This is a genomic window from Kineobactrum salinum, from assembly GCF_010669285.1.
GTDB lineage: Bacteria > Pseudomonadota > Gammaproteobacteria > Pseudomonadales > Halieaceae > Kineobactrum > Kineobactrum salinum.
The window spans coordinates 858,299-883,792 of the sequence record NZ_CP048711.1 but is presented as its reverse complement, the minus strand read 5'-3'; the positions used below and the strand labels follow the sequence as shown (position 1 = coordinate 883,792).

Genomic DNA, 25,494 nt, shown 5'->3' with positions numbered 1-25,494 from the left:
CTCTTTGGCTGAATAACAATGGGTGCCCCCAGGGCGCCCATCATGCCGCCGCCTCTTCCCCGGCCTCCACACCCGACTCCGCCACCTTGGCTTCCAACTCCGTCACCTTGCGCTGCAGTTCCGCATTCTCTTTCTTTGTCTCGCTGAGCGTCTTCTGCAACAGGTCGGCCGCGCTGGTCTTCTCAGCCAGCTTCTTCTTGCTCGCGTCGAGATTCTTCTTCATGCGCACCGGGTCGTATTGGGTGAGGGTCTTGTTCTCTTCGCGCACCGCTGCCAGATCCTTCTGCAGAGTCTTTATCCGCTGCTTCAGTTCGGCGATCTCGGCCACCAACCTCTCGCTGCGATTGTGCAGCTCGCGGGCGCGCTGCTCGGCCTTCTGGCTGTCCGTCGCCTTGCCGGTCAGCTCGGTGATGGTTTCCAGCTGCTTGTCGACGGCGGCCTGGAGCTCTGACTCCCGGGCGCTGAGGCGGTCGATCTCGGCGGCCTTTTTGTCGAGCTGTTGCTGATACTCGGCGCGGAGATTGGCCTCGAGTTCCATGATTTTTTCAAGTTTACTGGCTGTGAGCATAGTGTCCTGGGATAGTGTTGTGGGAACCGGGGGGTGAGAACCAAAAAAAAGGGGCCACATCGCTGTAACCCCTTCTTTTGTAACGCAATGTGGCTCCGCCTGCTGGGCTCGAACCAGCGACCCATTGATTAACAGTCAATTGCTCTACCAACTGAGCTAAGGCGGAATGGTCTCAACCTGAGGCCGGGTATACTAATGATCGTCCCCCTGAAGGTCAACAGCTGCCAGCTGCTTTTTTTGCGCCGGTGGCGCGGAACGTGACGCAGGCTGCATTTCGGCAGCGGCTGGATCATAATACGCGGTTCGGTTCAGTGCAGACGGGGCAGGAATCCATGTCGAAGCGGTTCAAGGTGCAGTCCAGTTATGCCCCGGCAGGGGACCAGCCCAAGGCGATACAGGAGCTGGTGGAGGGGGTGAATGCGGGCCTGGCCTCGCAGATCCTGCTGGGGGTGACCGGTTCGGGCAAGACTTTCACGATGGCCCATGTGGTGGAGCAGATCCAGCGCCCGACCATTGTCATGGCCCACAACAAGACGCTGGCGGCCCAGCTCTACGGCGAGTTCAAGGAGTTCTTCCCCGATAATGCGGTGGAGTATTTCGTCTCCTACTATGACTACTACCAGCCCGAAGCCTACGTGCCATCCTCGGATACCTTCATTGAGAAGGATTCATCGGTCAACGAACACATCGAACAGATGCGCCTGTCCGCCACCAAGGCGCTGCTGGAGCGGGAGGACTGCCTGGTGGTGGCCACGGTGTCCGCCATCTACGGCCTGGGCGACCCCAAGTCCTACTTCCGGATGATCATGCATCTGTCCCGCGGCGAGATGATCGACCAGCGCAAGGTGCTGCGCCATCTGGCAGAGCTGCAATACAGCCGCAACGATGTGGATTTCCAGCGCGGCACCTACCGCGTGCGCGGCGATGTGATCGATATCTTCCCGGCGGATTCCGAGCGCGAGGCGGTGCGGGTGGAGTTGTTCGACGAGGAGATCGAGAGCATCTATTACTTTGACCCGCTGACCGGCGCGGTGGAGCGCAAGGTGCCGCGGGTGACAATCTTCCCGAAGAGCCACTATGTCACCTCGCGGGACGTGATGCTGAACGCGGTGGAACAGATCGAGCTGGAACTGGAACAGCGCCTGCAGCAGCTCAAGGACAACAACAAACTGGTGGAGGCCCAGCGCCTGCAGCAGCGCACCCGCTATGACCTGGAGATGATCCGCGAGCTGGGCTATTGCAACGGGGTGGAAAACTACTCCCGCTTCCTGTCCGGACGCGGCCCGGGGAACCGCCGCCGACCCTGTTCGAGTACCTGCCCGACAATGCGCTGGTGATCATCGACGAGTCCCACGCCACGGTGCCCCAGATCGGCGCGATGTTCCGCGGCGACCGCTCGCGCAAGGAGACCCTGGTGGAGTACGGCTTCCGGCTGCCATCGGCACTGGACAACCGGCCCCTGCGCTTCGAGGAATGGGAGCAGCTGGTGCCGCAGGCGGTATTCGTATCCGCCACTCCAGGCCCCTACGAGCTGGAGCACGCCGGCCGCACGGTGGAGCAGGTGGTGCGTCCGACCGGCCTGCTGGATCCGCCGCTGGAAGTACGCCCGGCCAGCAGCCAGGTGGACGACCTGCTGGGAGAGATCCACAAGGTGGTGGCCGTTGGCGAGCGGGTGCTGGTGACCACGCTGACCAAGCGCATGGCGGAGGACCTGACCGAGTATCTGGCGGACCACGGCGTCAAGGTGCGCTATCTGCACTCCGATATCGACACCGTGGAACGGGTGGAGATCATCCGCGACCTGCGCCTGGGTGAGTTCGATGTACTGGTGGGCATCAACCTGCTGCGCGAGGGCCTGGACATGCCGGAGGTGTCGCTGGTGGCGATCCTGGATGCGGACAAGGAGGGCTTTCTGCGTTCGGAGCGCTCGCTGATACAGACCATCGGCCGCGCCGCCCGCAACCTCAATGGCCGGGCGATACTGTATGCCGACAAAGTGACCGGGTCCATGGAGCGGGCGATGGCCGAGACCGACCGCCGGCGGGACAAGCAGATTGCCTACAATCTGGAGCACGGCATTACGCCCATCGGTGTGTTCAAGTCGGTGCAGGACATCATGGAGGGGGCCCGGCGCATGCCCACCCGGGGCAAGGCCAAGGGACGCAAGGTGGCGGAGCCAGTGTTGCCCTACAGTACCGAAATCGCCCGGCTCAGTCCGACGGCGCTGGCGCGCAAGCTGCAGCAGCTCGAAGCGCAGATGCAGGAGCATGCCAAGAACCTGGAGTTCGAGGAGGCGGCAGCAGTGCGAGACCAGCTCACCGAGATCCGCCAGCTGGCCTTCATGGGTTAAGCACCCTCGCTGGGGGTTGCCGGGAGCGCCAGGATAAAACAGGCACCCTGGCCGTCGGCGCGGTTGCGGGCATGGACACTGCCGTGGTGGTAGTCCGCGACCAGTTTGACGATGTAAAGTCCCAGCCCCAGGTGTACCGTGTCCGCGGCCCTTGCCTCACGCAGAGAGATCATCGCCTCGAACAGGCGTCCCTGCATGTCCCCGGGCAGGGGAGGGCCCTCATTGCAGACCTGGATTTCCCAGTCGTCTTCCCTGCGCTGCAGCGCAATGTCGATTGCGCTCCCAGCCGGGGTAAAGGAGGCGGCATTGTCCATCAGCTTGTCCAGAGCCTGGACGATCAGTTCGCCCACCCCCTGGATGATCACCGCTGACTGTGGGCATTGCAGGTTCAGCCGGTGGTGTGGATAGATCTCGCGGTAGGCCTGGGTGATATCCTGCAGCAGCGGCACCAGGTCCACTGCGGCCATGTCCCGCTGGCGAATGCTTTCCTCCACCCGGGAAGCCTCGGTCATCGCGTTGAGAATGTGGCTGAGCCGGGTCAGGCCGCCGCGGGCGCGGCTGACATAGACCGCGTCGGCAGCTTCGCTGTCACTGCCGTGTTCCAGGTTGTCCAGCGATGACTGGATCACGGCGATGGGGGTGCGCAACTCGTGGGACAGCTTGCGGCTGAGGGTGCGCAGGTATTCATTGTAATCGTGCAACTCATCCAGCAACCGGCCAAAGCTGCGCGACAGGTCACCGATCTCGTCGCGGGCGCGGCTGCGCGGAAAGCGGGACAGCTGCAGGCCGCTCTCGCCCAGCACCCGGCCGGCTGCGCGGCTCAGCCGGCGGATGCGCCAGGACAACAGGCTGGCGAAGCCCAGCAGTCCCGTCGCGGCGATGGCCAGTGCAGTCAGACTGTAACCGAGCAGCCGGCTGAAGGCGCGATCGGTCAACGACAGGTACTGTTCGCTGCTCTGGCGCACCACGACGGAGCCGATGACTACGCCGTCAGACCGGATGGGGGCGGCCGCCGACAGGGTTCTGCGGCTGTCGCCATTGTCTCGGTACCAGTGCTGCGTTTGCTGTCCGGCCAATGCGGCGCGGATTTCCCGGCCGTCGATAAAGCCGTCCGCACCCGCTTCCACCGCGGTACTGGCACCAGTGTCTGCGAGTATTCGCCGGTACAGTATCCGCAGCAGCCAGAACGTTTCCGGTACGGGGGTAGCGGTAGTGGCCGCTTCCGGCCCCCGGGTGCGTGCCAGTAGCCGGGCCCGCCGGTCAGTCACCAGGATGTGCTGAGCGGGGGCGGCAAAGCGGTCCAACCGGGTGTGCAGTTCCGGCGGCGCATACACCAGCCACGGTGGCGCCGTCTGCTGCAGTGGCTCGATATTGCCGACGGTGCGAACGGCGCTGGCACCGCTTCGGTCCACGTCGATCGCCTGGATGCCCAGGCGTCCGCCCGTCATCGCCAGCGGCAGCGCCAGTTCAACGGCATAGCCGCCGACAGTATCCTGCCAGTAGCCGCGAATCCGGCGGGCGTCGGTAGCCGGGTGGCGTCTGCCTGCGTGGCGGGCACGCACGCTGCCGGGTGCCGGAGTGGCGATCAGGTATTCCTGGCGTGCGCCGTCCAGCCAGGTGCGCAGCAGCAGGCGATCGCCATTGGGTTCCTGGCTCAGGCCGGGATTGTGGTAGGTGAGGCTGTGGTCGCCCACCTGCAGCAGCAGATACAGGGTCTCGCCCTGCACCGCCGCGCGGTAGGCAAGCGATGGGACTCCATCGGGGTGCCGAAAGCGGCCCTGGATGGCATCCGGCCAGCCATCGTCATAGCCATCCAGGATCAGGGTGTCCTCCAGCGCCGGTGCGTACAGCGTCCCCGCCGGGTCAGCGCTGGCGTCGAGCCGCTGGGGGTGAGGATACAGGGCGCCGGGCTGGTCGTTCAGGCTGGCGGCAATGGCGCTGGCAGTCGCGTCCAGCGCGCGGGCGTGACCCTGGCGCAGTGCGCCCTCCATTTCCCGCAGGAACTGGCAACCGGCCCAGGGCAGCGTGAGCAGTAACAGACTGACGATGATCAACTGGCGGCGCAGGCTCACCCCTGGCTACCGTTCCAGCGATAGCCCATGCCGTAGGCGGTCTCGATACCGTCGAAAGCCGGATCCAGAGCCTGGAATTTGCGCCGGATGCGCTTGATGTGAGAGGTGATGGTGTTGTCGTCCAGTACTACGTTGGCGCTTTCCATCAACTGCTGGCGGTTCTTCACATGGCCCGGATGGCGGGCCAGGGTATGCACCATCCAGAACTCGGTGACGGTCAGCGGCACCAGGCTGCCCCGCCAGTGGGCCGTCATCCGCTCCAGGTTCAGCCCCAGCGGACCCTGTTCCAGCAAATGCTCACGCAGCTCCGGTACCCGCAGCGCCTGCACCCGCCGGAACAACGCGACAATGCGTGCCAGCATATGGGCCTGGCTGATGTCCTTGGTCAGGTAGTCGTCCGCGCCCAGGCGCAGGCCGGAAATGATATCCAGCTCACTGTCGCGGGCTGTCAGAAACACAATCGGCAGTTCCGGGCTCTGGCTGCGCAGTTCCCGGCACAGCTCGAAGCCGCCCTCGATATCGTCCCCCAGCCCCACATCAATGATGGCGAGGTCCGGCAACTGGCGCCCGAAGGCGGCACTGGCGCCGGCGCGATCACCGTACACCGAAACCCGGAAGCCGCGGCGTTCCAGCGCGTCGCGGTAGTTGGCGGCGAGCGCGGCTTCATCTTCGACGATGGCGATGTGCTGGGACATGAGCGCGGGACGAACCTGGGTCGGGAAAGCCGCCATGGTTCCAGATTCCGGGGCAGCGCTCAAGCAGCCGCCACAATTCGCCACAATTGATCGCCAAAGCGCCACAGTTGCGCCACGGGATTGCCAGCAATACTGCCTTTAATAAAGTGGAAGACGAATGGCACTTGCTGAAGGACTGCTTCGGTGTGAGGGCGCTGCTTCCGGAGAGTACTTTCGAGACCGTATGCGACATGGATGCGCGGGGCCGCCCAGGCATCCGAGCCCCCAGGGAGGGGTTCAGAGCCTGCCCCATGAGCGCAGCGAGTGCTTTGGGCACGGCGTGTCTCGAAAGTACTCTCCGGAAGGAGTGACCGGATTAAGGACTCCCAATCGCTGATGAAGGTGCCTTCCAGATGACAGACCACAACGGAGAAGCCCCGTGACAACATCGCCCCACCCACGCCCCAAACCCTTGCTGGACCGCATCACCGGCCGCTGCCTGTGGCTGTGTTTCCGGCTGCTGCCGACGGCGATTGCGCTGTTGCTCAGCGCCTTGCTGCTGTCCGCCAGCGTCAGCCGGGCGCAGGAGGCGTTGCCCGAGGCCGGCGCCATGGAACTGCACAGTGCCGGCCAGGCGCCGCTGCCGGCCCTGCTGCAGCACAGCGAGCTGGACATGCAGATCGCCGGCATGGTGGCCGTGGTCACGCTGCAGCAGACCTTCCGCAATACCAGTGGCCACTGGGCCGAAGCAGTCTACACATTCCCGCTGCCGGACGAAGCGGCTGTGCGCCACCTCGAGATGCAGGTCGGCGAACGCCGCATCGTCGGCGAGATCCGCGAAAGGCAGGCTGCCGAGAAGACCTACCAGGAGGCGCGGGCGGCTGGCAAAAAGGCCTCCCTGGTGGCCCAGCAGCGGCCCAACCTGTTCAGCAACCGGGTCGCCAATGTGGCTCCCGGGGAAGAGGTATCGGTACGGCTGGAGTGGGTGCAGCGGGCCGACTATGCCGACGGCGAGTTCAGCCTGCGGGTGCCGATGACGCTGACTCCCCGCTACATGCCGGGGCAACCGTCCCCTCCGGCCGGGCCGGAGGATAGCGGCGAGCTGGTGCCGTTGGGCTGGGCCCGGGCCACCGACCAGGTGCCGGATGCGGCGGCGATTTCGCCCTGGCAGCACGCCGCGCCCGGCTCCGATCACACACCGCTGAATCCGGTGACGATCACCGTGGAGCTGGACGCGGGCATGCCGCTTGCCCGGGTCGGGGCGGACTATCACGAACTGAGCCTGCGCCGCGACGCCAACCGCTATCGACTGCGGCTGACCGCCGGGGTGGCGGAAATGGATCGCGACTTTGTATTGAAGTGGGCGCCGGCCACTGGCAGCAGACCGCGGGCCGCGCTGTTCACTGAGCAGGTGGGTGAGGCCCACTACGGTCTGCTGCTGGTAGTGCCGCCGGCGCTCACCGGCGATCTGCAGGTGGTGCCGCGGGAGCTGGTGTTCGTGGTGGATACCTCCGGCTCCATGGGCGGCGTGTCCATCGAACAGGCGCGGCAGAGTCTGGCGACTGCGCTGCGCCAGCTGCGGCCGGAAGATCGATTCAATATCATCGCCTTCGACAGCGATTATCGCGCCCTGTATGACCGGGCCATGCCCGCCAGCCGGCACCATCTGCAGCAGGCCCAGGAATTTGTGCGCCAGCTGCGGGCCAGTGGCGGTACCGAAATGCTGGCGCCGTTGCAGCACGCGCTCAATACCGCTGCGGCAATGACAGAGGAGTCCGAGCATCTGCGCCAGATCATTTTCATTACCGACGGCGCAGTGGGTAACGAACAGGCCGTGGTGGATGCCATTGCCCGTGGCATCGGCCGCAACCGGCTGTTTACCGTCGGTATCGGAGCGGCGCCCAACAGCTGGTTCATGCGCAAGGCCGCCCAGCTGGGGCGCGGCATGCACCTGCATATCGGCGAACTGGAGGAGGTCAGTGCCGGTATGGACACCCTGTTCCGCTACCTGTCAGCGCCACTGGTCACGGATATCGCGATCGACTGGCCGGCAGCGGTGGCCGCCGCGGCAGGACCGGTGCCGGATTTGTACCAGGGCGCGCCGCTGCTGCGGGCGGTGCGCTTCGAGGCTCCGCCCCGGGGGGCGAGATTCTGGTCAGCGGCCAGCTGGGTGGGCAGCCCTGGCAGCAACGCGTACGCCTGCCCGAGGGTGGTGCCGTGTCCTGGCCCGGCATCGGCAGTCTGTGGGCCCGTGGGCGGATCGAACAGCTGCTGGATCAGCGCTACCAGGGGCGCGACGACAGCGCAATCCGCGCCGAGGTACTGCCGCTGGCGCTGGCGCACCGGTTGCTGAGTCCCTACACCAGTTTTGTGGCCGTGGAGCAGCAGATCTCCCGGCCGCCAGAGCAACCGCTGCAACCCGCAGCGGTGCCCAACACCCGGCCGCGGGGCCAGGCGGCACAGACCTTCGCCTATCCGCAGACTGCCACTACCGCGGCCTCAAAACTGTTTCTGGGCTGCCTGTTGCTGTTTATCGCCGTGCTGGTCTGGGTGATGCGCGGCCCCGAGATCGACCATGTTCCCAAGCAGCAGTAGGCCGGCGCTGACGCTGGTGCTGCTGGCCCTGCTCGCCAGCGCTGGCTGGCAGCTGAGCGCGGCGGGCTGGATCCACGCCAAGGCGGTCCTGGCCCAGCGCCTGCTGGCCCATGCCTGGCAGGCCAGTGTGCACGCTGGCGCACCGACAAAGCCCTGGCCCTGGGCGGATACTTGGCCGGTGGCGCAATTGCGAGTGCCGGCCCGGGGGGTCGATCAGTACGTGTTGTCCGGTATCAGTGGCCAGGCTCTGGCCTTTGGCCCCGGCCTGCACCCGGTCTTTGACGGCAGCGGCAGCGGCAGCGGCAATGGCTGGGCGCTGGTCGCGGGGCACCGGGACACCCATTTTGCGTTCATGCAGGGGCTAGTCGCCGGAGACCTGGTCGAGCTGCAGTGGTATCGGGGGGCTTATCGGCAGTACCGCGTAACGCAGGCCCGGGTGGTGGATACCCGGCTGGAGCGTCTGGACCTGCCGCCGGTGACCACGCCGCATCTGCTGCTGGTGACCTGCTACCCCTTTGAGGCTGCCAACCCCAATGGCCCGTTGCGCTACGTGGTGGAAGCGCGGGCTGTTGGATCACTATCGGCACAATCAGGAGAACTACAATGAATGCCATTGCCCAACCCGCCGCCATCGCGCTCTACCAGGCCCTGTGCCCGCAGCAGCTCGCTGCGCTGGAACTGGACGGCTGGCGCAGTATCCAACCCGGCCGCAGCGGCGAGAAATACTGCCTGCTGAAACTGGAGCAGCGCTATGCGGAGATGATCGCGCGCCAATGGCTGGTGCCGCGGTACGGGGCCGGCTACGTCGTGCAGCTTATCCTGCCGCGCTCGCGGATTTGCCAGTATCAGCTGGAAACCGTTGCCTACGAGGAGCACCTCGAGTACCGCGTGCCGGGTTGCCAACTCGACAGCCTGGGTCCGGCCCTCACCACGGAGGCCAGGCTGGTCTCCGCCTTCCGGGTGCAGCACGGCTATTCCGTCGCGCCCGGCGGCCGGCCGCTGGCCGGCCTGATGGGCTAGGCCAGCGGGTCCAGCTTCTGCAGCAGCGCGGCCTCGTCGAGCCGGGTATAGTCCTTGTTCACGTGATTGCTGACCATTTTCGCCAGATGGCCGTTCATCTGCTTGTTGAGCAGTCCGTGAAACTGGGGTGATGCAACCAGAATCAATTCGTCGAAGCGATTGTGGGTGCGGCCATCTTCCAGCGTCTTTGCCAGCAACATCGCAAAGCGCTCGTGCTCGTACTCCTTGGGGCTGGTGGGTTCGTTGAAGGCGCTGTGGGCGGCGGCCTCGCCGCCCGGGTTGTCGGTTTGCACATGACCGGGACGGTCGGAGGCCAGGTCTTCACCCTTTTCCCTGCTGGCGGGGTGTTCGAAGGCATTGACCAGGGTCAGGGTTCGGGGGCGGGACTGGGTTTCATACAAACGCGCGCAACTGGCGTTGGCGACGAGTAACCATGTGGCCATGGATGCTACCTCCGGTATCAGCGTGCCTGTACAGACTATAGCCCACTGCGGGGGGCATTGGCAAACAATCGCTGATCGGGGCCGCCGAACGCCGCAGGCAGCGCGCCATTGGGTGGCACAATAGTATTGGCGCGTGCTACAATCCGCGGCCCTGAATTTACCGGTTCGGGACCCAACAGACCCTCAGCCCGATCCTGGATTGCAGCTGACTCACGTGGCCTTTAGTAGGGGTCACCACTGACCAAAGGAAGGCGCATGCCCGCGATTACCCTGCCTGATGGCAGCCAGCGAATTTTCGATAATCCTGTCACTGTTCACGATGTGGCCGCGGACATCGGCCCGGGCCTGGCCAAGGCCGCCCTGGCGGGCGTGGTGGATGGCCGCCAGGTGGATACCTCCTATCTCATTGAACGTGACGCCGAGCTGGCGATTGTCACCGAGCGCGACGAGGCCGGCCTGGAAGTCATCCGTCACTCCACCGCTCATCTGCTGGCAATGGCGACCCAGCAACTGTTTCCGGGCACCCAGGTCACTATCGGCCCGGTGATCGAGGACGGTTTCTACTATGACTTTGCCACCGGCCATCATTTTACGCCGGAGGATCTGGCGAAGATCGAACAGCGCATGGAACAGATCGTCGCCGACGACCTGCCGGTAGAGCGGGTGGTGATGAGCCGCGAGCGCGCGATCGAGCTGTTTCGCAACATGGGTGAGCACTACAAAGTGCAGATTATCGAAAGCCTGCCGCAGGACGAGGAGCTGTCCCTCTACCAGCAGGGCGCCTGGATGGACCTGTGCCGTGGCCCTCATGTGCCCAGCACCGGCAAGCTCAAGGCCTTCAAGCTGACCAAGGTGGCGGGGGCTTACTGGCGCGGCGATTCCCGCAACGAGATGCTGCAGCGCATCTATGGCACCGCCTGGGCGAACAAGAAGCAACTCAAGGAATACCTGACCCGGATCGAAGAGGCCGAAAAGCGCGACCACCGCAAGATCGGCAAGAAGCTGGGCCTGTTCCACACCCAGGAAGAAGCGCCGGGCATGGTGTTCTGGCACCCGGATGGCTGGACTGTGTACCAGGTCATCGAGCAGTACATGCGCCGCGCCCAGCGCGCCCATGGCTACCAGGAGATCAGGACGCCGCAACTGGTGGACATGTCCTGTGGGAGCGCTCCGGCCATGCAGACAAGTTCGGCGACGACATGTTCACGCTCCAGAGTGAGGAGCGTCAGTTCGCGGTCAAGCCGATGAACTGCCCCTGCCATGTGCAGGTCTTCAACCAGGGTCTGAAGTCCTACCGGGATCTGCCGCTGCGGCTGGCCGAATTCGGCAGCTGTCACCGCAACGAGCCCTCCGGCTCCCTGCACGGCATCATGCGGGTGCGCGGTTTCACCCAGGACGATGCCCATATCTTCTGCACCGAGGACCAGATCCAGCCGGAGGTGGCCGCGTTCATCGACTTCCTGCATGAGGTCTATGCCGACTTCGGTTTCAGCGAGGTCATCTACCGGCTGTCCACCCGCCCCGCCCAACGGGTGGGCTCCGACACCGACTGGGATCGCGCCGAAAAGGCCCTGGCCGATGCGCTGGACGCCCACGGCCTGCCCTGGCTGGAGCTGCCCGGCGAGGGTGCCTTTTACGGCCCCAAGATCGAGTTCTCGCTGAAGGACTGTATCGGCCGGGTCTGGCAGCTGGGTACCATACAGGTTGATTTTTCCATGCCTGGACGTCTGGATGCCCAGTATGTGGCCGAGGATGGTTCCCGCCAGGTACCGGTCATGCTGCACCGGGCGATACTCGGTTCCTTCGAGCGTTTTATCGGTATTTTGATCGAGCACTACGAGGGCATCTTCCCCGCCTGGCTGGCGCCCATCCAGGCCGTAGTGTTGAATATTACCGACAAACAGGCCGAATATGCCCAAAATGTGGAAGATTCCTTGAAGAACAAGGGCTTTCGGGTCGTCTCGGACTTGAGAAATGAGAAAATCGGCTTTAAAATCCGCGAGCACACAATCCGTAAGGTTCCCTACCTGCTCGTGGTGGGGGACAAAGAAGTGGAAACACAGACTGTGGCCGTGAGGGCCCGTCGTGGCGAGGACCTGGGATCCATGGATCTGGGCGCCGTTGGCGCAATCCTCGCAGATGACGTGGCGCGTCGCGGCCGTACTTTATTGGAGAATCAGCATTAAGAAAGAACCCGGCAAGGGCGCGTCCAAAAAAGCGCTCATCAATGACCAGATTACATCAGATCCGGTACGCCTCGTTGGCGCGGATGGCGAACAGGTAGGGATCGTCTCCCTGCGCGAGGCCCTGGCAGCGGCGGAAGCGGCGACCATGGATCTCGTCTTGATTGCAGACTCCGAACCTCCGGTCTGCAAGGTCATGGACTATGGGAAGCATATCTTCGAAGCCAAGAAGCAGAAGAATGCGCAGAAAAAGAAGCAAAAGCGAACACAAGTAAAGGAAATGAAGTTTCGTCCAGGGACGGAGGAAGGAGACTACCAGGTAAAACTACGCAACCTGGTGCGTTTTCTGGAGCAAGGCGATAAGGCCAAGGTCACGCTGCGGTTTCGCGGCCGTGAAATGGCCCACCAGGAAATCGGCATGGAGCTACTCAAGCGGGTAGAAGCTGATCTGGCCGAACTGGGCGGTGTCGAGCAATTCCCGAAAATGGAAGGCCGGCAACTGACCATGGTGATCGCACCCAAGAAGAAGAACTAGGGCCTGTGAATGCCTTTTTTCTTCAATTTTTATTACTGATACCAATGCGGAGTATCTGACGATGCCAAAAGCTAAAATTCACAGCGGGGCTGCCAAGCGTTTCAAGAAAACGGCCGGCGGCTACAAGCGCAAAAGCGCTTACAAGAGCCACATCCTGACCAAGATGACAACCAAGCGCAAGCGCCAGCTGCGCGGGACCTCCATGGTCCACGCCAGTGACAAGGTGCATGTGGACCGCATGTTGCGGGCCTGCTGAACAGTTGATTATCGAGAACCAGGAGAAGACCTATGCCTCGCGTTAAACGTGGTGTAACGGCTCATCGCCGTCACAAGAAAATTCTGAAGCAGGCCAAGGGCTATTATGGCGCCCGCAGCCGTGTGTTTCGTGTTGCCAAGCAGGCTGTCACCAAGGCGGGCCAGTATGCCTACCGCGACCGCCGTCAGCGCAAGCGCCAGTTCCGGGCGCTGTGGATCACGCGTATCAACGCCCAGTCCCGCGCCAATGGCTTGAGCTACAGCCGGTTGATCAACGGCCTGAAGAAAGCCGAGATCGGCCTGGATCGTCGCGTCCTGTCGGACCTGGCGGTGCACGACAAGCCGGCTTTTGCAGCGATCGTGGAGCAAGCGAAGGCCGCACTGGCCTGAGTCCGTCCCTGCCGCTGACGCGGTTCGCTGGCTACACATGCAGGATCACAAAGGGAAAGGGCGTTGCTCTTTCCCTTTTTTATTTGGGGCGATGTATGCCCGGCGCAAGTTGCGGGTCCCGTCTGGATTCAGGCCAGGTGGTATTGGTTGGGCAGTGAAATGCCGCCAGGCGCAGGCTGTAGGGGCCTGCGCGGACACGCCACAAGTACATCCATGTAGGCTCGTCGGCGGCCATCCATGGCCGCCGACGGTCCGCGCAGGCCCCTACAGCCCGCACCTGACTACCAGTGGTGCCAGCTACAAGTTGGGTAGCGGGAATAGGTAGAAGGTAAGAGTTAAGAGTATGTAACAGCGTGCAGACTCGGGAGTTGGCACAGAGTGAGCCCTGCGGGAGCGGGAGGGGCTGGCGGGACCGTTGGCGACATGGATGTCGCCACCGAGCCCCCATGGATGGGTTCACGGCGTGTCCCGGCAGCCCCTCCCGCTCCCGCAGGGCGTGAACAACGCTCCCAGCATCTAATGCCAGGACGAGAACACACGGGTCGCTCGGGGCGGATCAAGAACTACGAACTTTGGGCCACACGACCAGAGCCACACGAAACGGGCCCACCAAAACATTGACAGCGGAAGCACAACAGATGGATAACCTGACACCTCTCGCCGAGGAAGCCAAGGCCGCCATAGCGGCCGCCGCCGACAGCGCTGCGCTGGAGCAGTTGCGGGTCGACTTCCTGGGTAAAAAAGGGCGCCTGACCGAGTTGCTCAAGGGCCTGGGCAAATTGTCCGCCGAAGAGCGTCCCGCGGCCGGGGCCCGGATCAACGTCGTCAAACAGGAACTGCAGGAGCTGATCGGCGCCCGCAAGGCCGAGCTTGAGGCTGCCGCAGTGGCTGCCAGGTTGGCCACCGAGACTATCGACGTGACCCTGCCCGGCCGCGGCCAGAGCACCGGCGGGATTCACCCCGTCACCCGTACCATCGAGCGCATGGAAGACTTCTTCGGCGCCGTCGGCTTCGAGGTGGTCGAAGGGCCCGAGATCGAGGACGACTATCACAACTTCGAGGCCCTCAATATTCCCGCGCACCATCCTGCGCGGGCCATGCACGATACCTTTTACGTGGACCCGACCACGGTGTTGCGCACCCACACCTCGCCCGTGCAGGTGCGGGTAATGGAGAGCAGCGCGCCGCCGCTGCGGGTGATCTGCCCCGGTCGCGTTTACCGCTGCGATTCCGATTTGACGCATACCCCGATGTTTCACCAGGTCGAGGGGCTGCTGATTGACGAGCATTCCAGCTTTGCCGATCTGAAGGGGCTGATCGGGGAGTTTCTGCGGGTGTTCTTCGAGAAGGACCTGCAGGTGCGGTTTCGGCCCTCGTATTTTCCGTTTACGGAACCGTCTGCCGAGGTCGACATCCAGTGCGTCAACTGTGGCGGCGAGGGCTGCCGGGTGTGCAGCCATACCGGCTGGCTGGAGATCATGGGCTGCGGCATGGTGCATCCCAGGGTGCTGGAGCACTGCGGCATCGATGCGGAGCGCTACACCGGCTTTGCCTTCGGCATGGGGGTGGAGCGCTTGGCGATGTTGCGCTACGGCGTCAATGACCTGCGCCTGTTCTTTGAAAATGATCTGCGCTTCCTTGAGCAGTTCTAGCAGACCACGGAGAGAGACAAGTGAAAATCAGTGAACAATGGCTGCGCGAATGGGTTGACCCGGCTCTGAGTACCGGGGAGCTGGCGCAACAGATCACGATGGCAGGACTTGAAGTCGATGCGATTGAACCGGTAGCGGGCCGCTTCAGCGGCGTTGTGGTAGCGGAAGTCATCAGTGCCGAACAGCATCCGAATGCCGACAAGCTGCGCCTGTGCACGGTGGAAACCGGCAGCGGGACGGTACAGATCGTCTGCGGCGCTCCCAACGCCCGTGCCGGGCTGAAGGCGCCGCTGGCCCAGATTGGCGCGGTGTTGCCCGGTGACTTCAAGATCAAGAAGGCGAAGCTGCGCGGGGTCGAGTCCCAGGGCATGCTCTGCGCGGAGCAGGAACTGGGTATTTCCGAAGCCAGCGCGGGCCTGATGGAGCTGCCCGCGGATGCACCGGTGGGCACGGACCTGCGCGAGTATCTCGGGCTGGATGATTGCCTGATAGAGATAGGCCTGACCCCGAACCGGGCAGACTGTTTGGGCATTGCCGGCATCGCCCGGGAAGTGGGCCTGCTGAATGAACTGCCGGTCACGCCAGTGGCCTGTGAGCCGGTGCCTGCCTCGATCGATGATAGCCTGCCGCTGCGTATCGATGCTCCCGAGCGCTGCCCGCGCTATATGGGGCGGGTGCTGCGCGGGGTCGATATCAGTCGGCCCTCGCCGCTGTGGTTGCAGGAGAAGCTGCGGCGCTGTGGCCTGCGCAGTATCGATGCGGTCGTGGATGTGACCAACTACGTGCTGCTGGAACTGGGCCAGCCGATGCATGCCTTCGACCTGGACAAATTGCAGGGCGGTATTATTGTGCGCACTGCCCAGGCGGGCGAATCCCTGGCCCTGCTGGACGGCCAAACCGTGGAGCTACAGGCCGATACCCTGGTGATTGCCGACCACGAGGGCCCGCTGGCGATGGCGGGCATTATGGGCGGCGAAGCTTCCTCCGTCGGCGCCGGCACCCGCAATCTCTTCCTCGAGTCGGCCTTTTTCTCGCCGGATCTGCTGGCCGGCAAGGCGCGCGGCTACGGTCTGCACACGGATTCCTCCCACCGCTTCGAACGCGGGGTGGATTTTGAACTGCAGGCCGTCGCGCTGGAGCGTGCCACCCGGCTGCTGCTGGATATCGTCGGCGGCGAGGCGGGGCCCGTGACCGAGGCGGTGGACCGCACGCAGTTGCCGGCCCGTCCCCCCGTTGCCCTGCGCCGGGCGCGGATACCGCGCCTGCTCGGCTTCGAACTGGCGGACGCGGACGTCGAGCGTATCCTGGGCGGGTTGGGAATGGGGTTGACAGCCACTGCCGAAGGTTGGAGCTGCACGGTGCCGAGCTGGCGTTTTGATATCGCCATCGAGGCCGACCTGCTGGAGGAGCTGGCCCGGGTCTACGGTTACAATCGTCTGCCGGTTACCGCCATCCACGCCGACCTGGCAATGCCGGCGAAGCCCGAGGCCCGTTTGTCGCTGCGTCATCTGCGCCGTCACCTGGCCGCGCGCGGCTACCGCGAGGCCATCACCTACAGCTTTGTCGAGCCGCGGTTGCAGGAGTTGTTCGACCCCGAGGTCACGCCGGTTGCGCTGAGCAACCCGATTTCCGCCGACATGGCGGTGATGCGCAGCAGCCTGCTGCCGGGCCTGGCCAGCGCGGTGCTGCGCAACAGCAATCGCCAGCAGGGCAGGGTGCGTCTGTTCGAGAGCGGCTTGCGCTTTGTGCCGGGGCCGGAGGGCAGCGGCCTGGCCGGCCTGCGCCAGATACCGACCCTGGCGCTGATGGTTAGCGGCCAGCGTTTCGCGGAATCCTGGTCTGCCGCCACCGCGGCAGTGGATTACTTCGATCTCAAGGGTGACCTGGAAAGTCTGCTGGGCCTGGGCCGGGCCGCCGCGGAATTCGGCTTCCGGGCTGCCGAGCGACCGGCGCTGCACCCGGGGCAGACCGCCGAGCTGACCCGAAATGGGCAGGTCGTCGGAGTGATCGGGGCACTGCATCCCTCGGTATTGACGGCGCTGGACCTCGCCGCACCGGTGCTGGCCTGCGAGCTGGACCTGGCCGCGGTGCTGGAAGGCGAGCTGCCACACTTTGCCGAATTGTCGCGTTTCCCCGAAGTTCGCCGGGATTTGGCTGTGGTTGTGGATGAGTCAGTGGCCGCCGCCGCACTGATGGACGATGTCAGAGCCGCCGCAGGGGCTTACCTGCGGGAGTTAAGGTTATTTGATGTCTATCAGGGCAAAGGCATTGATCCTAAAAGAAAAAGCCTGGCATTTGGTTTGACTTTCAGAGATCAATCGCGCACTCTTAGCGATGATATGGTTAATGACGCCATGGAACAAGTGATTGATTCCCTGGGAAAAAACTATAACGCTGAGCTCAGGAACTAGGCACAGGACGCGCGATGGCTGCTCTCACAAAATCCGAAATGGCGGAACGCCTGTTTGAAGAGTTGGGGCTCAACAAGCGCGAAGCCAAGGAGATTGTCGAGCTGTTCTTCGAGGAGATCCGCGCCAGCCTGGAGGGCAATGAGCAGGTCAAGTTGTCGGGTTTCGGCAACTTCGACCTGCGCGACAAGAGCCAGCGTCCCGGCCGCAATCCCAAGACCGGGGAAGAAATTCCCATTTCCGCCCGCCGGGTGGTTACCTTCCGCCCCGGGCAAAAGCTGAAGGCGCGAGTAGAAGCATATGCTGGAACCGAGTCACAATAACGAACTGCCGGTCATACCGGGCAAGCGCTATTTTACGATTGGTGAAGTCAGCGAACTGTGTGCGGTCAAACCCCATGTGCTGCGCTACTGGGAACAGGAATTCCCCCAACTCAAGCCGGTAAAGCGCCGCGGCAATCGCCGCTACTACCAGCGCGAGGATGTGCTGACCATCCGTCAGATTCGCAGCCTGCTCTATGAACAGGGCTATACCATCGGCGGCGCGCGCCAGCGCATGACCAGTGAGGGCTCAGAGCCGGGCAGCGACTTCCAGGCTGTGCTCAAGGAAACCATCGAAGAACTCGAAGATGTGCTGAGAGTGCTGTCTCCCGGCAAATAGGGTTTGTCTTCACGCCCCCTTTCAGTATAATGCCGCCCTCGCAACAAGCGACTTCTCGGGGCGTAGCGCAGCCTGGTAGCGCACCACACTGGGGGTGTGGTGGTCGCAGGTTCAAATCCTGCCGTCCCGACCAAATATCCTTCCTATTGCTTCCCAAACGCCTCGTCCAGCGCTGAATTGATAGTGCGGGCGAAATCCTCCGGGCGACAGTTGCCCGCGGCCCCGATGACCTTGTTGACCGTCTTGGTCCCGTATTTTCTGTTGAGTGCGGGCAGCCGTGTATCCAGCAATTCATTGTCACGGATAACCTGGGCCCATTTGTTGTAGGTGTCCTGACTGCAGGTCCAGGTCCCCGATTCCTCCTCATAGTCAAACTGGCCGTCGTCCAGCGCGCCTGTGCTACGGATAAATTCAACGGCGAAGTCGGTCCCGTCGGGGTCAAGAATTGAGAGGGTCTCCGTTTTTCCGGATTCTCTGATGGTGATTTTCATGGTCGTACTGTCCTGATGGCGCTACTGGCCATCGTTAAACGGACAGTCTTGTAAAAAGTGGCTTGGGGAGTGCCTGACTTGGTGGGGGAAACCACTCAAACCCACACGAATAGTGTGGACTAAATGCACAAACTGTCAAGACGAATTGCTAATATATGCGGATATAGACATATATGTTTTAGAGAATATAATGGCTGCTAAATCCAGTTCAGAAGGCAGCGCCATGCGCCAGAAAGTCCTGTTTCTGTGCACCGCCAACTCCGCCCGCTCTCAGATGGCGGAGGCGCTGTTGCGCCAGTTGGCGGGAGACCAATTCGAGGTCTTCAGCGCGGGCAATATGCCGGAGGAAATCGACCCGCGCACACTGGCGACGCTGCAGTCCTTCGGCATCGACAGCGGTGGTCTGGTGGCTAAATCAGTAGCCGAGCTGGCCGGCCAGCACTTCGACTTTGTGATTACCCTGTGCAGCAAGGCGCATCGGGAATGCCGGCACTGGCCCGGTAGCGGGGTGGTCATGGCGTGGGATTTTCCCGATCCGAAGCAGCGTCCGGAGCCCAACGCCTTTGCCCGTACACTGCAGGAGATCAGCGAGCGAATCCGCCTGTTCGTGCTGGTCAACAGCAAGCAGGTTCAGCCCCTGCCACCGCCTGCTGCGCTGACGTTCTACAAGGCCCTGGCGGACGAGACCCGCCTGCTCAGCCTCCTGCTGATCGAGCGGGCTGGCGAACTCTGCGTCTGCGAGCTGGTGGAGGCGCTGGCCTCGCCGCAACCGAAAGTATCCCGGCACCTGGCGCAGTTGCGCAGGGTGGGCCTGCTGCTGGACCGGCGTGAAGGGCAGTGGGTCCACTATCGTCTGCACCCTGCGCTGCCCGGCTGGATGGCCGGAATCATCCACAGTACGCGCGAGCATAGCGGCGAATTGCTGGCGCTTCCCCTGCAACGCCTGCGCGATAGCGCAAACCCGCCCGGCAGTCGCGTACAAGGAGCAACACAATGACAATCCGTATCGGTATCAATGGCTTTGGCCGCATGGGCCGGCTCACGTTGCGCGCGCTGTGGGGACAGCCCGGTCTGCGCTGTGTACAGATCAACGATCCGGCGGGCGACGCGACCACCCTGGCCCATCTGCTCACCTTTGATTCTGTGCACGGACGCTGGGAGTACGAGGCCTGCGCCGAGGGTAATGTTGTTTGCGTCGGTGAGCAGCGTATCGCCACCAGCCGCAACACGAGCATTTCCGACACTGACTGGTCCGGTTGTGATCTGGTGATCGAAGCCTCCGGCAGGATGAAGACCACCGCGCTGCTGCAGGGCTATCTCGACCAGGGGGTCAAGCGGGTGGTGGTCACGGCGCCGGTGAAGGAGGAGGGCGTGCTCAATGTGGTGATGGGCGTGAATGACAAGCTCTACGAGCCGGAGCGGCACCGGATAGTCACTGCCGCCTCCTGCACCACCAACTGCCTGGCGCCGGTGGTCAAGGTGATCCACGAACAGCTCGGTATCGTGCACGGCTCCATCACCACGATCCATTCGATCACCAATACCCAGACCATCCTCGACGCGCCGCACAGGGACCTGCGCCGGGCGCGCGCCTGTGGCCAGAGTCTGATTCCGACCACCACCGGTTCCGCCACGGCGATTACCCATATTTTCCCGGAGTTGAAGGGCAAGCTGGATGGTCACGCAGTGCGGGTGCCACTGGCCAATGCCTCCCTGACCGATTGTGTGTTTGAAGTGGCGCGGCCCACCACCGCGCAGGAGGTGAACTGCCTGTTGCGCCGCGCAGCGGAGGGCGAGCTGGCTGGTATTCTTGGCTACGAGGAGCGACCGCTGGTGTCTGTCGACTATCGCGGCGACCCGCATTCCAGCATCGTCGATGCGCTGTCGACACTGGTGGTGAACGGCACTCAGCTGAAGCTCTACGCCTGGTACGACAATGAATGGGCCTACGCCAATCGTACCGCGGAACTGGCCCTGAAGGTGGCGCGCACAGACCGGGGACACTGAGCGGTGAGTGTCCTGCAGCAGTTGCCGCCGGGTGTACGCCAGTACCTGGTGGTCACTGGCAATTACTGGGCCTTTACCCTGACCGATGGTGCCTTGCGCATGCTGGTGGTGCTGCATTTTCACGGCCTGGGCTACAGTCCGCTGCAGATTGCACTGCTGTTTTTGTTCTACGAAGTCTTCGGGGTGATCACCAACCTGGCCGGGGCTGGCTGGGGGCGCATCTCGGGCTCAATCGCACGATGAATATCGGCCTGTTGTTGCAGGTGGTCGCGCTGGCGATGCTACTGGTGCCGACGGCGATGCTCACCGTGCCCTGGGTGATGGCGGCCCAGGCCCTGTCCGGTATCGCCAAGGACCTGAACAAGATGAGCGCCAAGAGTGCCATCAAATTGCTGGTGCCGGAAACTGCCCAGGGCACACTGTACAAATGGGTGGCGCTGCTCACCGGCTCCAAGAACGCGCTCAAGGGGCTGGGGTTCTTCCTCGGTGGCGTATTGCTGATGACTCTGGGGTTCACCGCTGCTGTGGGCAGCATGGCGGCGGTGCTCGCGCTGGTGTGGATCTCGAGTATGCTGCTGCTGAGCAAAGATCTCGGCAAGGCCAAAAACAAACCGAAGTTCCGGGAAATATTTTCCAAGAGCCGGGCGATCAATGTCCTGTCGGCTGCACGCCTGTGTCTGTTTGCGGCCAGGGACGTCTGGTTTGTGGTGGCGTTGCCGGTTTTCCTGTCCCGGACGCTGGGCTGGGACCACTGGCAGACCGGCGGTTTTCTGGCCCTGTGGGTCATGGCCTACGGTTTGGTCCAGGCCTGCGCCCCTGTTGTTACCGGGAGAGTGGGCGGCCGGGTCCCCGATGGCCGCACTGCCATGCGCTGGGCTGTGCCGCTGGTGCTGCTGCCTGCGCTGATGGCGCTGGGACTGTTGCAGGGGCTGCCTCCCGGACCGACACTGTTTGTGGGCCTGCTGTTGTTCGGCGTACTGTTTGCGATCAATTCCTCCATTCATAGTTATCTGATCCTGAGCTATGCTGGGGCGGATGGTGTGTCCCTGGATGTCGGTTTCTACTATATGGCCAATGCCATGGGACGCCTGTTGGGGACAGTGCTCTCGGGCTGGATCTTCCAGTTGGCCGGGCTGGAGGCCTGCCTGTTGATATCGACCCTGCTGTTGTTGGCCGCCGCGGCGACAGCCCGGTGGCTGCCTGAAGGTAGCACTCTGTAGCCACCCAAAAATTGCGCTTTCACTGGACTGAACAAGTGTGCTAATAATGCTGCCACAGCCGCTCGTCTCCATTCAGGCAATACCATGACATCCTCCCATCACGGCAAGACCCTGTACCAGTTGGGCCTGAGTCTCCTGCTGGTCACGAACCTGCTGTTGTGGTCCTCTTCCTGGAATTCGCCGGCCTTTCACGCGGGGCAGTTTGAACAGCCCGGCGACAGTTCCCCGCCCTTTCTCGTCGGAGCGGGTGACGGATCGGACGACGAGGCTTGCGGCGACGCCAGTGCCAACCGTGCGGTCCTCCCTTCACCTGACTTGCGTTGCGCTGCTGGCAGCCGCATTGCGGTGGCACGGCGCATCCGCATAGCCAGCTATCCTGCCTCCCCCCGGGCTCCTCCTGCCCTGGTCTGATTCGCGTTTCGTGGGTTGAGCATCTGACCGGCAGGGACCGGGGATGCCCTGTGCAATCAGGGAGTTTAAATATGAAAGTCATCAATTTCATGGGCCGGCGCAAGCTGGCCCTGGTTTTTTCGGTTGTGATGTTGCTGGTTTCGATCGCATCGTTCGTCACCCGCCAGCTGAACTGGGGGCTGGACTTCACCGGCGGGACACTGGTGGAGGCCCACTACAGCCAGACGGTTGAACTGGAGGGCATCCGCTCCAGCCTCACCGGGGCCGGCTATCCCGGCGCAGTGGTGGTGGCCTTCGGCACCGATCGGGACGTCATGATCCGGCTGCCCCAGGGGCATTCGGAAGCGGCGGGCCATGCTCTGCTGAGAGTGTTGCAGGACAACTTTGCCGGTACTGTGGAGCTGCGGCGGGTCGAATTCGTGGGGCCCCAGGTGGGTGACGAGCTGCGGGAGCAGGGAGGGCTGGCGATGTTGCTCGCGCTGGGCCTGATCATGATCTATATCGCATTCCGCTTCCAGTTCAAGTTCGCCCTGAGTGCTGTTGTCGCGCTGATTCACGACGTGATCATTACCCTGGGCTTCTTTTCGATATCCGGCCTGGAGTTCGACCTGACCGTACTGGCGGCGGTGCTCGCGGTGATTGGCTATTCGCTCAACGACACCATTGTTGTCTATGACCGTATCCGGGAAAACTTCCGCAAACTCCGGGCGAGGTCTTCAATCGAGGTCATCAACATTTCACTCACCGAGACCCTGGGCCGCACCATCATCACTTCATTGACCACCGTATTGGTACTGATTTCCCTGGCCGTCTTTGGTGGGGAGATGATTTTCGGGTTTGCAGTTGCGCTGCTGGTGGGTATAGCGGTGGGAACTTACTCGTCCATCTACATGGCGGCCAATATCCTGCTGATGATGGGTGTCAGCAAGGAGGATCTGATGGTGCCGGTGAAGGAGGGAGCTGACGAGGATGAGCTGATGCCCTGAGCTTCTGGTGCCGGCACTGGCGTGTGTCAACCGGCTACGATCTTGTCTATACTGGCCCGACAGTCACCCGCAAGTCAGACCATTGGGAAAAAAAATGGCCGGTCGACTTTCCCCGCGACGGCGCTGGGCCGTTCCCGTGTGCGGTATTATCGGTATTTGCCTCCTGATGATGTTCGCGCCTGCGATGGCCGGGCCACCGATTCCCGTTCTGCAACTGGACAGCGCCGGCGATGAAGCACCGCTGCGTCATCTCGTCCATATTGTTGATGCGGAGGGGGAACTCGACATCGGGGCGATTGCCGCCAATCCCGAGCAGTTGGACTGGGTTGCGGGTACAGGGGAGACGCCCAGCATGGGTATTATCCCTGATCCGGTATGGTTTGCGCTGCGGCTTGACAGTTCCGGGGACAGCAGGCGCCTGCTTGCCGTCAGCTATCCCCCGCTGGACCATGTCGACGTCTATCTGCTGCGACAGGGGCGTGTCCTGCAGCATTTTGTGAGCGGAGATCAGCTGCCCTTCGAGAGCCGCACCATAGGTTCCCGGGATTTTGTCTTCCCGCTGGATTTTGCGGCGGGAGCCGAATACCTGATTCTGATGCGCGTCCAGACCACTGGAGCGCTGCAGCTGCCCGTCACTCTGTGGGATCCGGACAGGTTCATCGAACATACCCAGCACGAACTTGTGCTGCAGGTTCTTTTTATCGGAATCCTGCTGGCGCTGGCAGCCTACAACATGCTGCTCTATTTTGCCGTGCGCGACCGGGCCTACCTGTGGTACGTGGCCTATCTCGTATCCTACCTGTTGGCTCAGGCAACCCTGCAGGGCCTGGGGTTCCAATACCTGTGGCCCGCTGCACCCGCTTTCAATCATTTCGCCCTGCCTTTCTTCTTCGCTGCCAGTTTCGCCGCGGTGGGCTTCTTTACTCACCGTTTTCTGAACGTCAAGCACTACAGTGAGGTCTGGTCTGCGCTGGTTCTGGCAATGGCCTGGGCCGGTGTCACGATTATCGCAATGAGTCTGGTGCTGCCGTACGGGTTGACACTGTCGATCATGATTGTGGCTACCTCCATCGGTTCGGTTTTGCTGTTTTTCTGCGGTTGTTACCTGTGGTGGAAGGGCAGCGCCCTGGCTCCGTTTTATGTCGTTGCCTGGACGCTCTTCCTAACAGGGAATTTGCAATACAACCTGAGCAAGGCCGGGATAGTCCCCTACAACGCAATTTATGAGTATGCGCCCCAGTTCGGCACAGTACTGCAGGTGCTGTTGTTTTCATTCGCATTGGCCTATCGCATCAATCTGGAGCGAAGGCAGCGTGAGCAGGCGCAGGAACAGGCGCTGGTGATCCAGCGCCAAGCGAATGAGGAGCTGGAACTGCGGGTGGAGGAGCGAACCAACGAATTGAAGGCGGCCTATGACAAAGTGAAGCAGTTCAGCCAGCTGGACGGCCTGACGCAACTCAAGAACAGGGCATATTTTGATCAGGCCCTGGAGACAGAGTGGTCTCGCCATACCCGGGACACGGTCAGCATAGCGGTTGTGATGATCGATGCCGACAATTTCAAGGATATCAATGACATGCTGGGCCATCTCTGTGGCGATGACTGCCTGCGCTATCTGGCCGGTGTGTGCAGCGACAAAGTGCACCGGGCCGGTGATATCGTTGCGCGTTACGGCGGGGAAGAGTTCGTGGTACTGCTTCCCGCCACGGAGCTGGAAGGGGCCGCCGCGGTGGCAGAGGAGATTCGCAGTGAGATCGCCGCGGCACCTTATCAATGGAATGGCCAGCCTGTGCCGCTTACAGTATCCATTGGCGTGGCCGCATGCATTCCGGATCGGCAGCAGGCTCTGGAGTGGCTGCTTCGTCATGCCGACGAGGCCCTGTACGCGGCCAAGGCGGCGGGCCGCAATCGAACCATGATCTACCGGCCATCGGGGTGCTATGATGAGTGCCAGTCCTGCCCAGAAAAACCGGAGTTCCCATGACCACGTCCACCGCCGAACAGAGTATCTACACGCAGCTGCGCAAGGAGGCTGAGACCCGGCTGGGAGCGGGCACCGCCGCTGCCTATGGCAATTGGTCCCTGGACGTGGAGGCCCTGCAGTTGCTCCACAAGCTGTCCAGTGATCCCCGCACCGCTCCCGATGCCCTCAAACTGTTGCATGAGCTACAGGTGCACCAGGTGGAGTTGGATCTGCAGAATGAGGAAATACACATCAATGAGCAGGGTCTGGTCGAGGAGTTGGCCCGGTACAGGGAACTGTACGAGTCTGCACCCTGCGGTTATTTCCTCGTCGATTTCCAGGGCGAGATCATTGAGGGCAACCGGGCCGGGGCCGAGCTGTTCGGTGCCGGACAGAACGATCTGAGAGGCAGCCGTTTCGACCATTTCCTGGCCGCCGACAGCCGTCCCGCACTGCGGAGCCTGCTGGAAAGGCTCAGGGATACCGGCACCGCAGGTAGCTGTGACGTGACAGTGGATGACACTGATTTGCGACCAATGCGGGTGCTGGCCAATGCGTCTGCCGACCAGTGCTGTGCGCTGCTAGTCTGTTGCGAAAGCACATAAGCTACC

At 62.6% G+C, this 25,494-nt stretch carries 24 protein-coding genes, 2 tRNA genes and 2 pseudogenes; 22 read left to right on the top strand and 6 right to left on the bottom strand.

Annotation, left to right across the window (positions count from 1 at the left end; translation table 11 throughout):
- Nucleotides 1–40: 40 nt before the first annotated feature.
- Together G3T16_RS03840 and G3T16_RS03835 are read right to left on the bottom strand one after the other, a co-directional pair.
- A complete protein-coding gene (locus tag G3T16_RS03840; RefSeq protein ID WP_163493905.1) occupies nucleotides 41–568 on the bottom strand; it encodes a hypothetical protein in 528 nt (175 codons plus the stop codon).
- 90 nt (nucleotides 569–658) lie between these two features.
- Nucleotides 659–734, bottom strand: a tRNA-Asn gene (locus G3T16_RS03835).
- A 166-nt stretch (nucleotides 735–900) separates the two neighbouring features.
- Between G3T16_RS03835 and uvrB the strand changes: the two are divergent.
- Nucleotides 901–2,918, top strand: a pseudogene (uvrB, locus tag G3T16_RS03830) (excinuclease ABC subunit UvrB).
- Here the strand turns inward: uvrB and pdsS are convergent.
- Together pdsS and pdsR are read right to left on the bottom strand one after the other, a co-directional pair.
- Nucleotides 2,915–4,990, bottom strand: coding sequence for a proteobacterial dedicated sortase system histidine kinase (gene pdsS, locus G3T16_RS03825; RefSeq protein ID WP_163493904.1), 2,076 nt, complete (start codon nucleotides 4,988–4,990; stop codon nucleotides 2,915–2,917). The pseudogene uvrB and the gene pdsS sit on opposite strands and share 4 nt — an antisense overlap.
- Nucleotides 4,987–5,685, bottom strand: coding sequence for a proteobacterial dedicated sortase system response regulator (gene pdsR / locus G3T16_RS03820; RefSeq protein ID WP_163496950.1), 699 nt, complete (start codon nucleotides 5,683–5,685; stop codon nucleotides 4,987–4,989). The genes pdsS and pdsR overlap by 4 nt, the downstream gene beginning before the upstream one ends.
- A 418-nt stretch (nucleotides 5,686–6,103) precedes the next feature.
- Between pdsR and G3T16_RS03815 the strand changes: the two genes are divergently transcribed.
- Genes G3T16_RS03815 through G3T16_RS03800 form a run of 4 tightly spaced genes read left to right on the top strand, consistent with a single transcriptional unit; the run spans nucleotide 6,104 to nucleotide 9,279 of the window.
- Nucleotides 6,104–8,017 carry a marine proteobacterial sortase target protein gene (locus G3T16_RS03815; RefSeq protein ID WP_163493903.1) on the top strand — a complete coding sequence of 638 codons (1,914 nt, stop codon included), beginning with the start codon at nucleotides 6,104–6,106 and terminating at the stop codon, nucleotides 8,015–8,017.
- Nucleotides 8,011–8,259, top strand: a complete 249-nt coding sequence (locus tag G3T16_RS03810; protein ID WP_163493902.1) for a hypothetical protein — start codon at nucleotides 8,011–8,013, stop codon at nucleotides 8,257–8,259. Before G3T16_RS03815 ends, G3T16_RS03810 begins: the two co-directional genes overlap by 7 nt.
- Nucleotides 8,240–8,866 (top strand): class GN sortase, encoded by a 627-nt coding sequence (locus G3T16_RS03805; RefSeq protein WP_163493901.1) that lies wholly within the window; start codon nucleotides 8,240–8,242, stop codon nucleotides 8,864–8,866. The genes G3T16_RS03810 and G3T16_RS03805 overlap by 20 nt, the downstream gene beginning before the upstream one ends.
- Nucleotides 8,863–9,279, top strand: a complete 417-nt coding sequence (locus G3T16_RS03800; protein WP_163493900.1) for a hypothetical protein — start codon at nucleotides 8,863–8,865, stop codon at nucleotides 9,277–9,279. Before G3T16_RS03805 ends, G3T16_RS03800 begins: the two co-directional genes overlap by 4 nt.
- Here the strand turns inward: G3T16_RS03800 and G3T16_RS03795 are convergent.
- On the bottom strand, nucleotides 9,276–9,722 hold the full coding sequence (locus G3T16_RS03795; protein ID WP_163493899.1) for a host attachment protein: 447 nt from the start codon (nucleotides 9,720–9,722) through the stop codon (nucleotides 9,276–9,278). The two genes, G3T16_RS03800 and G3T16_RS03795, sit on opposite strands and share 4 nt — an antisense overlap.
- Nucleotides 9,723–9,977: 255 nt before the next feature.
- On the opposite strand from G3T16_RS03795, the pseudogene thrS reads away from it, so the two are divergent.
- The 9 genes and pseudogenes from thrS to G3T16_RS03750 all read left to right on the top strand — a co-directional run bounded on the left by thrS (nucleotide 9,978) and on the right by G3T16_RS03750 (nucleotide 17,938).
- Nucleotides 9,978–11,908: pseudogene (gene thrS / locus G3T16_RS03790) on the top strand (threonine--tRNA ligase).
- The gene (infC, locus tag G3T16_RS03785) at nucleotides 11,862–12,440 is read left to right on the top strand and encodes a translation initiation factor IF-3 (RefSeq protein WP_232059255.1); all 579 of its coding nucleotides are present in this window, start codon (nucleotides 11,862–11,864) and stop codon (nucleotides 12,438–12,440) included. Before thrS ends, infC begins: the two are co-directional and overlap by 47 nt.
- Nucleotides 12,441–12,501: 61 nt before the next feature.
- A complete protein-coding gene (gene rpmI, locus G3T16_RS03780) occupies nucleotides 12,502–12,696 on the top strand; it encodes a 50S ribosomal protein L35 (RefSeq protein ID WP_163493898.1) in 195 nt (64 codons plus the stop codon).
- 32 nt (nucleotides 12,697–12,728) lie between these two features.
- Nucleotides 12,729–13,085: a 50S ribosomal protein L20 gene (rplT, locus tag G3T16_RS03775; RefSeq protein ID WP_163493897.1), complete on the top strand. Its 357-nt coding sequence runs from the start codon at nucleotides 12,729–12,731 to the stop codon at nucleotides 13,083–13,085.
- 638 nt (nucleotides 13,086–13,723) lie between these two features.
- Complete coding sequence (pheS, locus tag G3T16_RS03770) at nucleotides 13,724–14,737, top strand: phenylalanine--tRNA ligase subunit alpha (RefSeq protein WP_163493896.1); 1,014 nt, start codon at nucleotides 13,724–13,726, stop codon at nucleotides 14,735–14,737.
- Nucleotides 14,738–14,757: 20 nt separating this feature from the next.
- A complete protein-coding gene (pheT, locus tag G3T16_RS03765) occupies nucleotides 14,758–17,148 on the top strand; it encodes a phenylalanine--tRNA ligase subunit beta (protein ID WP_163493895.1) in 2,391 nt (796 codons plus the stop codon).
- A 14-nt stretch (nucleotides 17,149–17,162) separates the two neighbouring features.
- Nucleotides 17,163–17,468: an integration host factor subunit alpha gene (gene ihfA / locus G3T16_RS03760; RefSeq protein ID WP_163493894.1), complete on the top strand. Its 306-nt coding sequence runs from the start codon at nucleotides 17,163–17,165 to the stop codon at nucleotides 17,466–17,468.
- Complete coding sequence (locus G3T16_RS03755) at nucleotides 17,446–17,805, top strand: MerR family transcriptional regulator (protein ID WP_163493893.1); 360 nt, start codon at nucleotides 17,446–17,448, stop codon at nucleotides 17,803–17,805. The genes ihfA and G3T16_RS03755 overlap by 23 nt, the downstream gene beginning before the upstream one ends.
- Before the next feature lie 56 nt (nucleotides 17,806–17,861).
- Nucleotides 17,862–17,938: transfer RNA gene (locus tag G3T16_RS03750), tRNA-Pro, on the top strand.
- A gap of 10 nt (nucleotides 17,939–17,948) precedes the next feature.
- On the opposite strand, the gene G3T16_RS03745 is transcribed toward G3T16_RS03750, so the two are convergent.
- Nucleotides 17,949–18,296, bottom strand: a complete 348-nt coding sequence (locus tag G3T16_RS03745) for a hypothetical protein (RefSeq protein WP_163493892.1) — start codon at nucleotides 18,294–18,296, stop codon at nucleotides 17,949–17,951.
- A 190-nt stretch (nucleotides 18,297–18,486) separates the two neighbouring features.
- Between G3T16_RS03745 and G3T16_RS22980 the strand changes: the two genes are divergently transcribed.
- The 8 genes from G3T16_RS22980 (at nucleotide 18,487) to G3T16_RS03710 (ending at nucleotide 25,488) form a co-directional block, all read left to right on the top strand.
- Complete coding sequence (locus tag G3T16_RS22980) at nucleotides 18,487–19,293, top strand: metalloregulator ArsR/SmtB family transcription factor (RefSeq protein WP_269473263.1); 807 nt, start codon at nucleotides 18,487–18,489, stop codon at nucleotides 19,291–19,293.
- Entirely contained in the window at nucleotides 19,290–20,303 is a 1,014-nt protein-coding gene (locus G3T16_RS03735) for an ArsJ-associated glyceraldehyde-3-phosphate dehydrogenase (protein WP_163493891.1), read from the top strand. The genes G3T16_RS22980 and G3T16_RS03735 overlap by 4 nt, the downstream gene beginning before the upstream one ends.
- Before the next feature lie 3 nt (nucleotides 20,304–20,306).
- Nucleotides 20,307–20,546, top strand: coding sequence for a hypothetical protein (locus G3T16_RS22720; protein WP_332102860.1), 240 nt, complete (start codon nucleotides 20,307–20,309; stop codon nucleotides 20,544–20,546).
- A complete protein-coding gene (arsJ, locus tag G3T16_RS03730; protein ID WP_332102859.1) occupies nucleotides 20,543–21,523 on the top strand; it encodes an organoarsenical effux MFS transporter ArsJ in 981 nt (326 codons plus the stop codon). The genes G3T16_RS22720 and arsJ overlap by 4 nt, the downstream gene beginning before the upstream one ends.
- 84 nt (nucleotides 21,524–21,607) lie before the next feature.
- Nucleotides 21,608–21,934, top strand: a complete 327-nt coding sequence (locus tag G3T16_RS03725; RefSeq protein ID WP_163493890.1) for a hypothetical protein — start codon at nucleotides 21,608–21,610, stop codon at nucleotides 21,932–21,934.
- 71 nt (nucleotides 21,935–22,005) lie between these two features.
- Complete coding sequence (gene secF, locus G3T16_RS03720; RefSeq protein WP_163493889.1) at nucleotides 22,006–22,920, top strand: protein translocase subunit SecF; 915 nt, start codon at nucleotides 22,006–22,008, stop codon at nucleotides 22,918–22,920.
- 166 nt (nucleotides 22,921–23,086) lie between these two features.
- Entirely contained in the window at nucleotides 23,087–24,904 is a 1,818-nt protein-coding gene (locus G3T16_RS03715) for a sensor domain-containing diguanylate cyclase (protein WP_163493888.1), read from the top strand.
- Nucleotides 24,901–25,488: a PAS domain-containing protein gene (locus G3T16_RS03710; RefSeq protein WP_163493887.1), complete on the top strand. Its 588-nt coding sequence runs from the start codon at nucleotides 24,901–24,903 to the stop codon at nucleotides 25,486–25,488. The genes G3T16_RS03715 and G3T16_RS03710 overlap by 4 nt, the downstream gene beginning before the upstream one ends.
- Nucleotides 25,489–25,494: the final 6 nt, after the last annotated feature.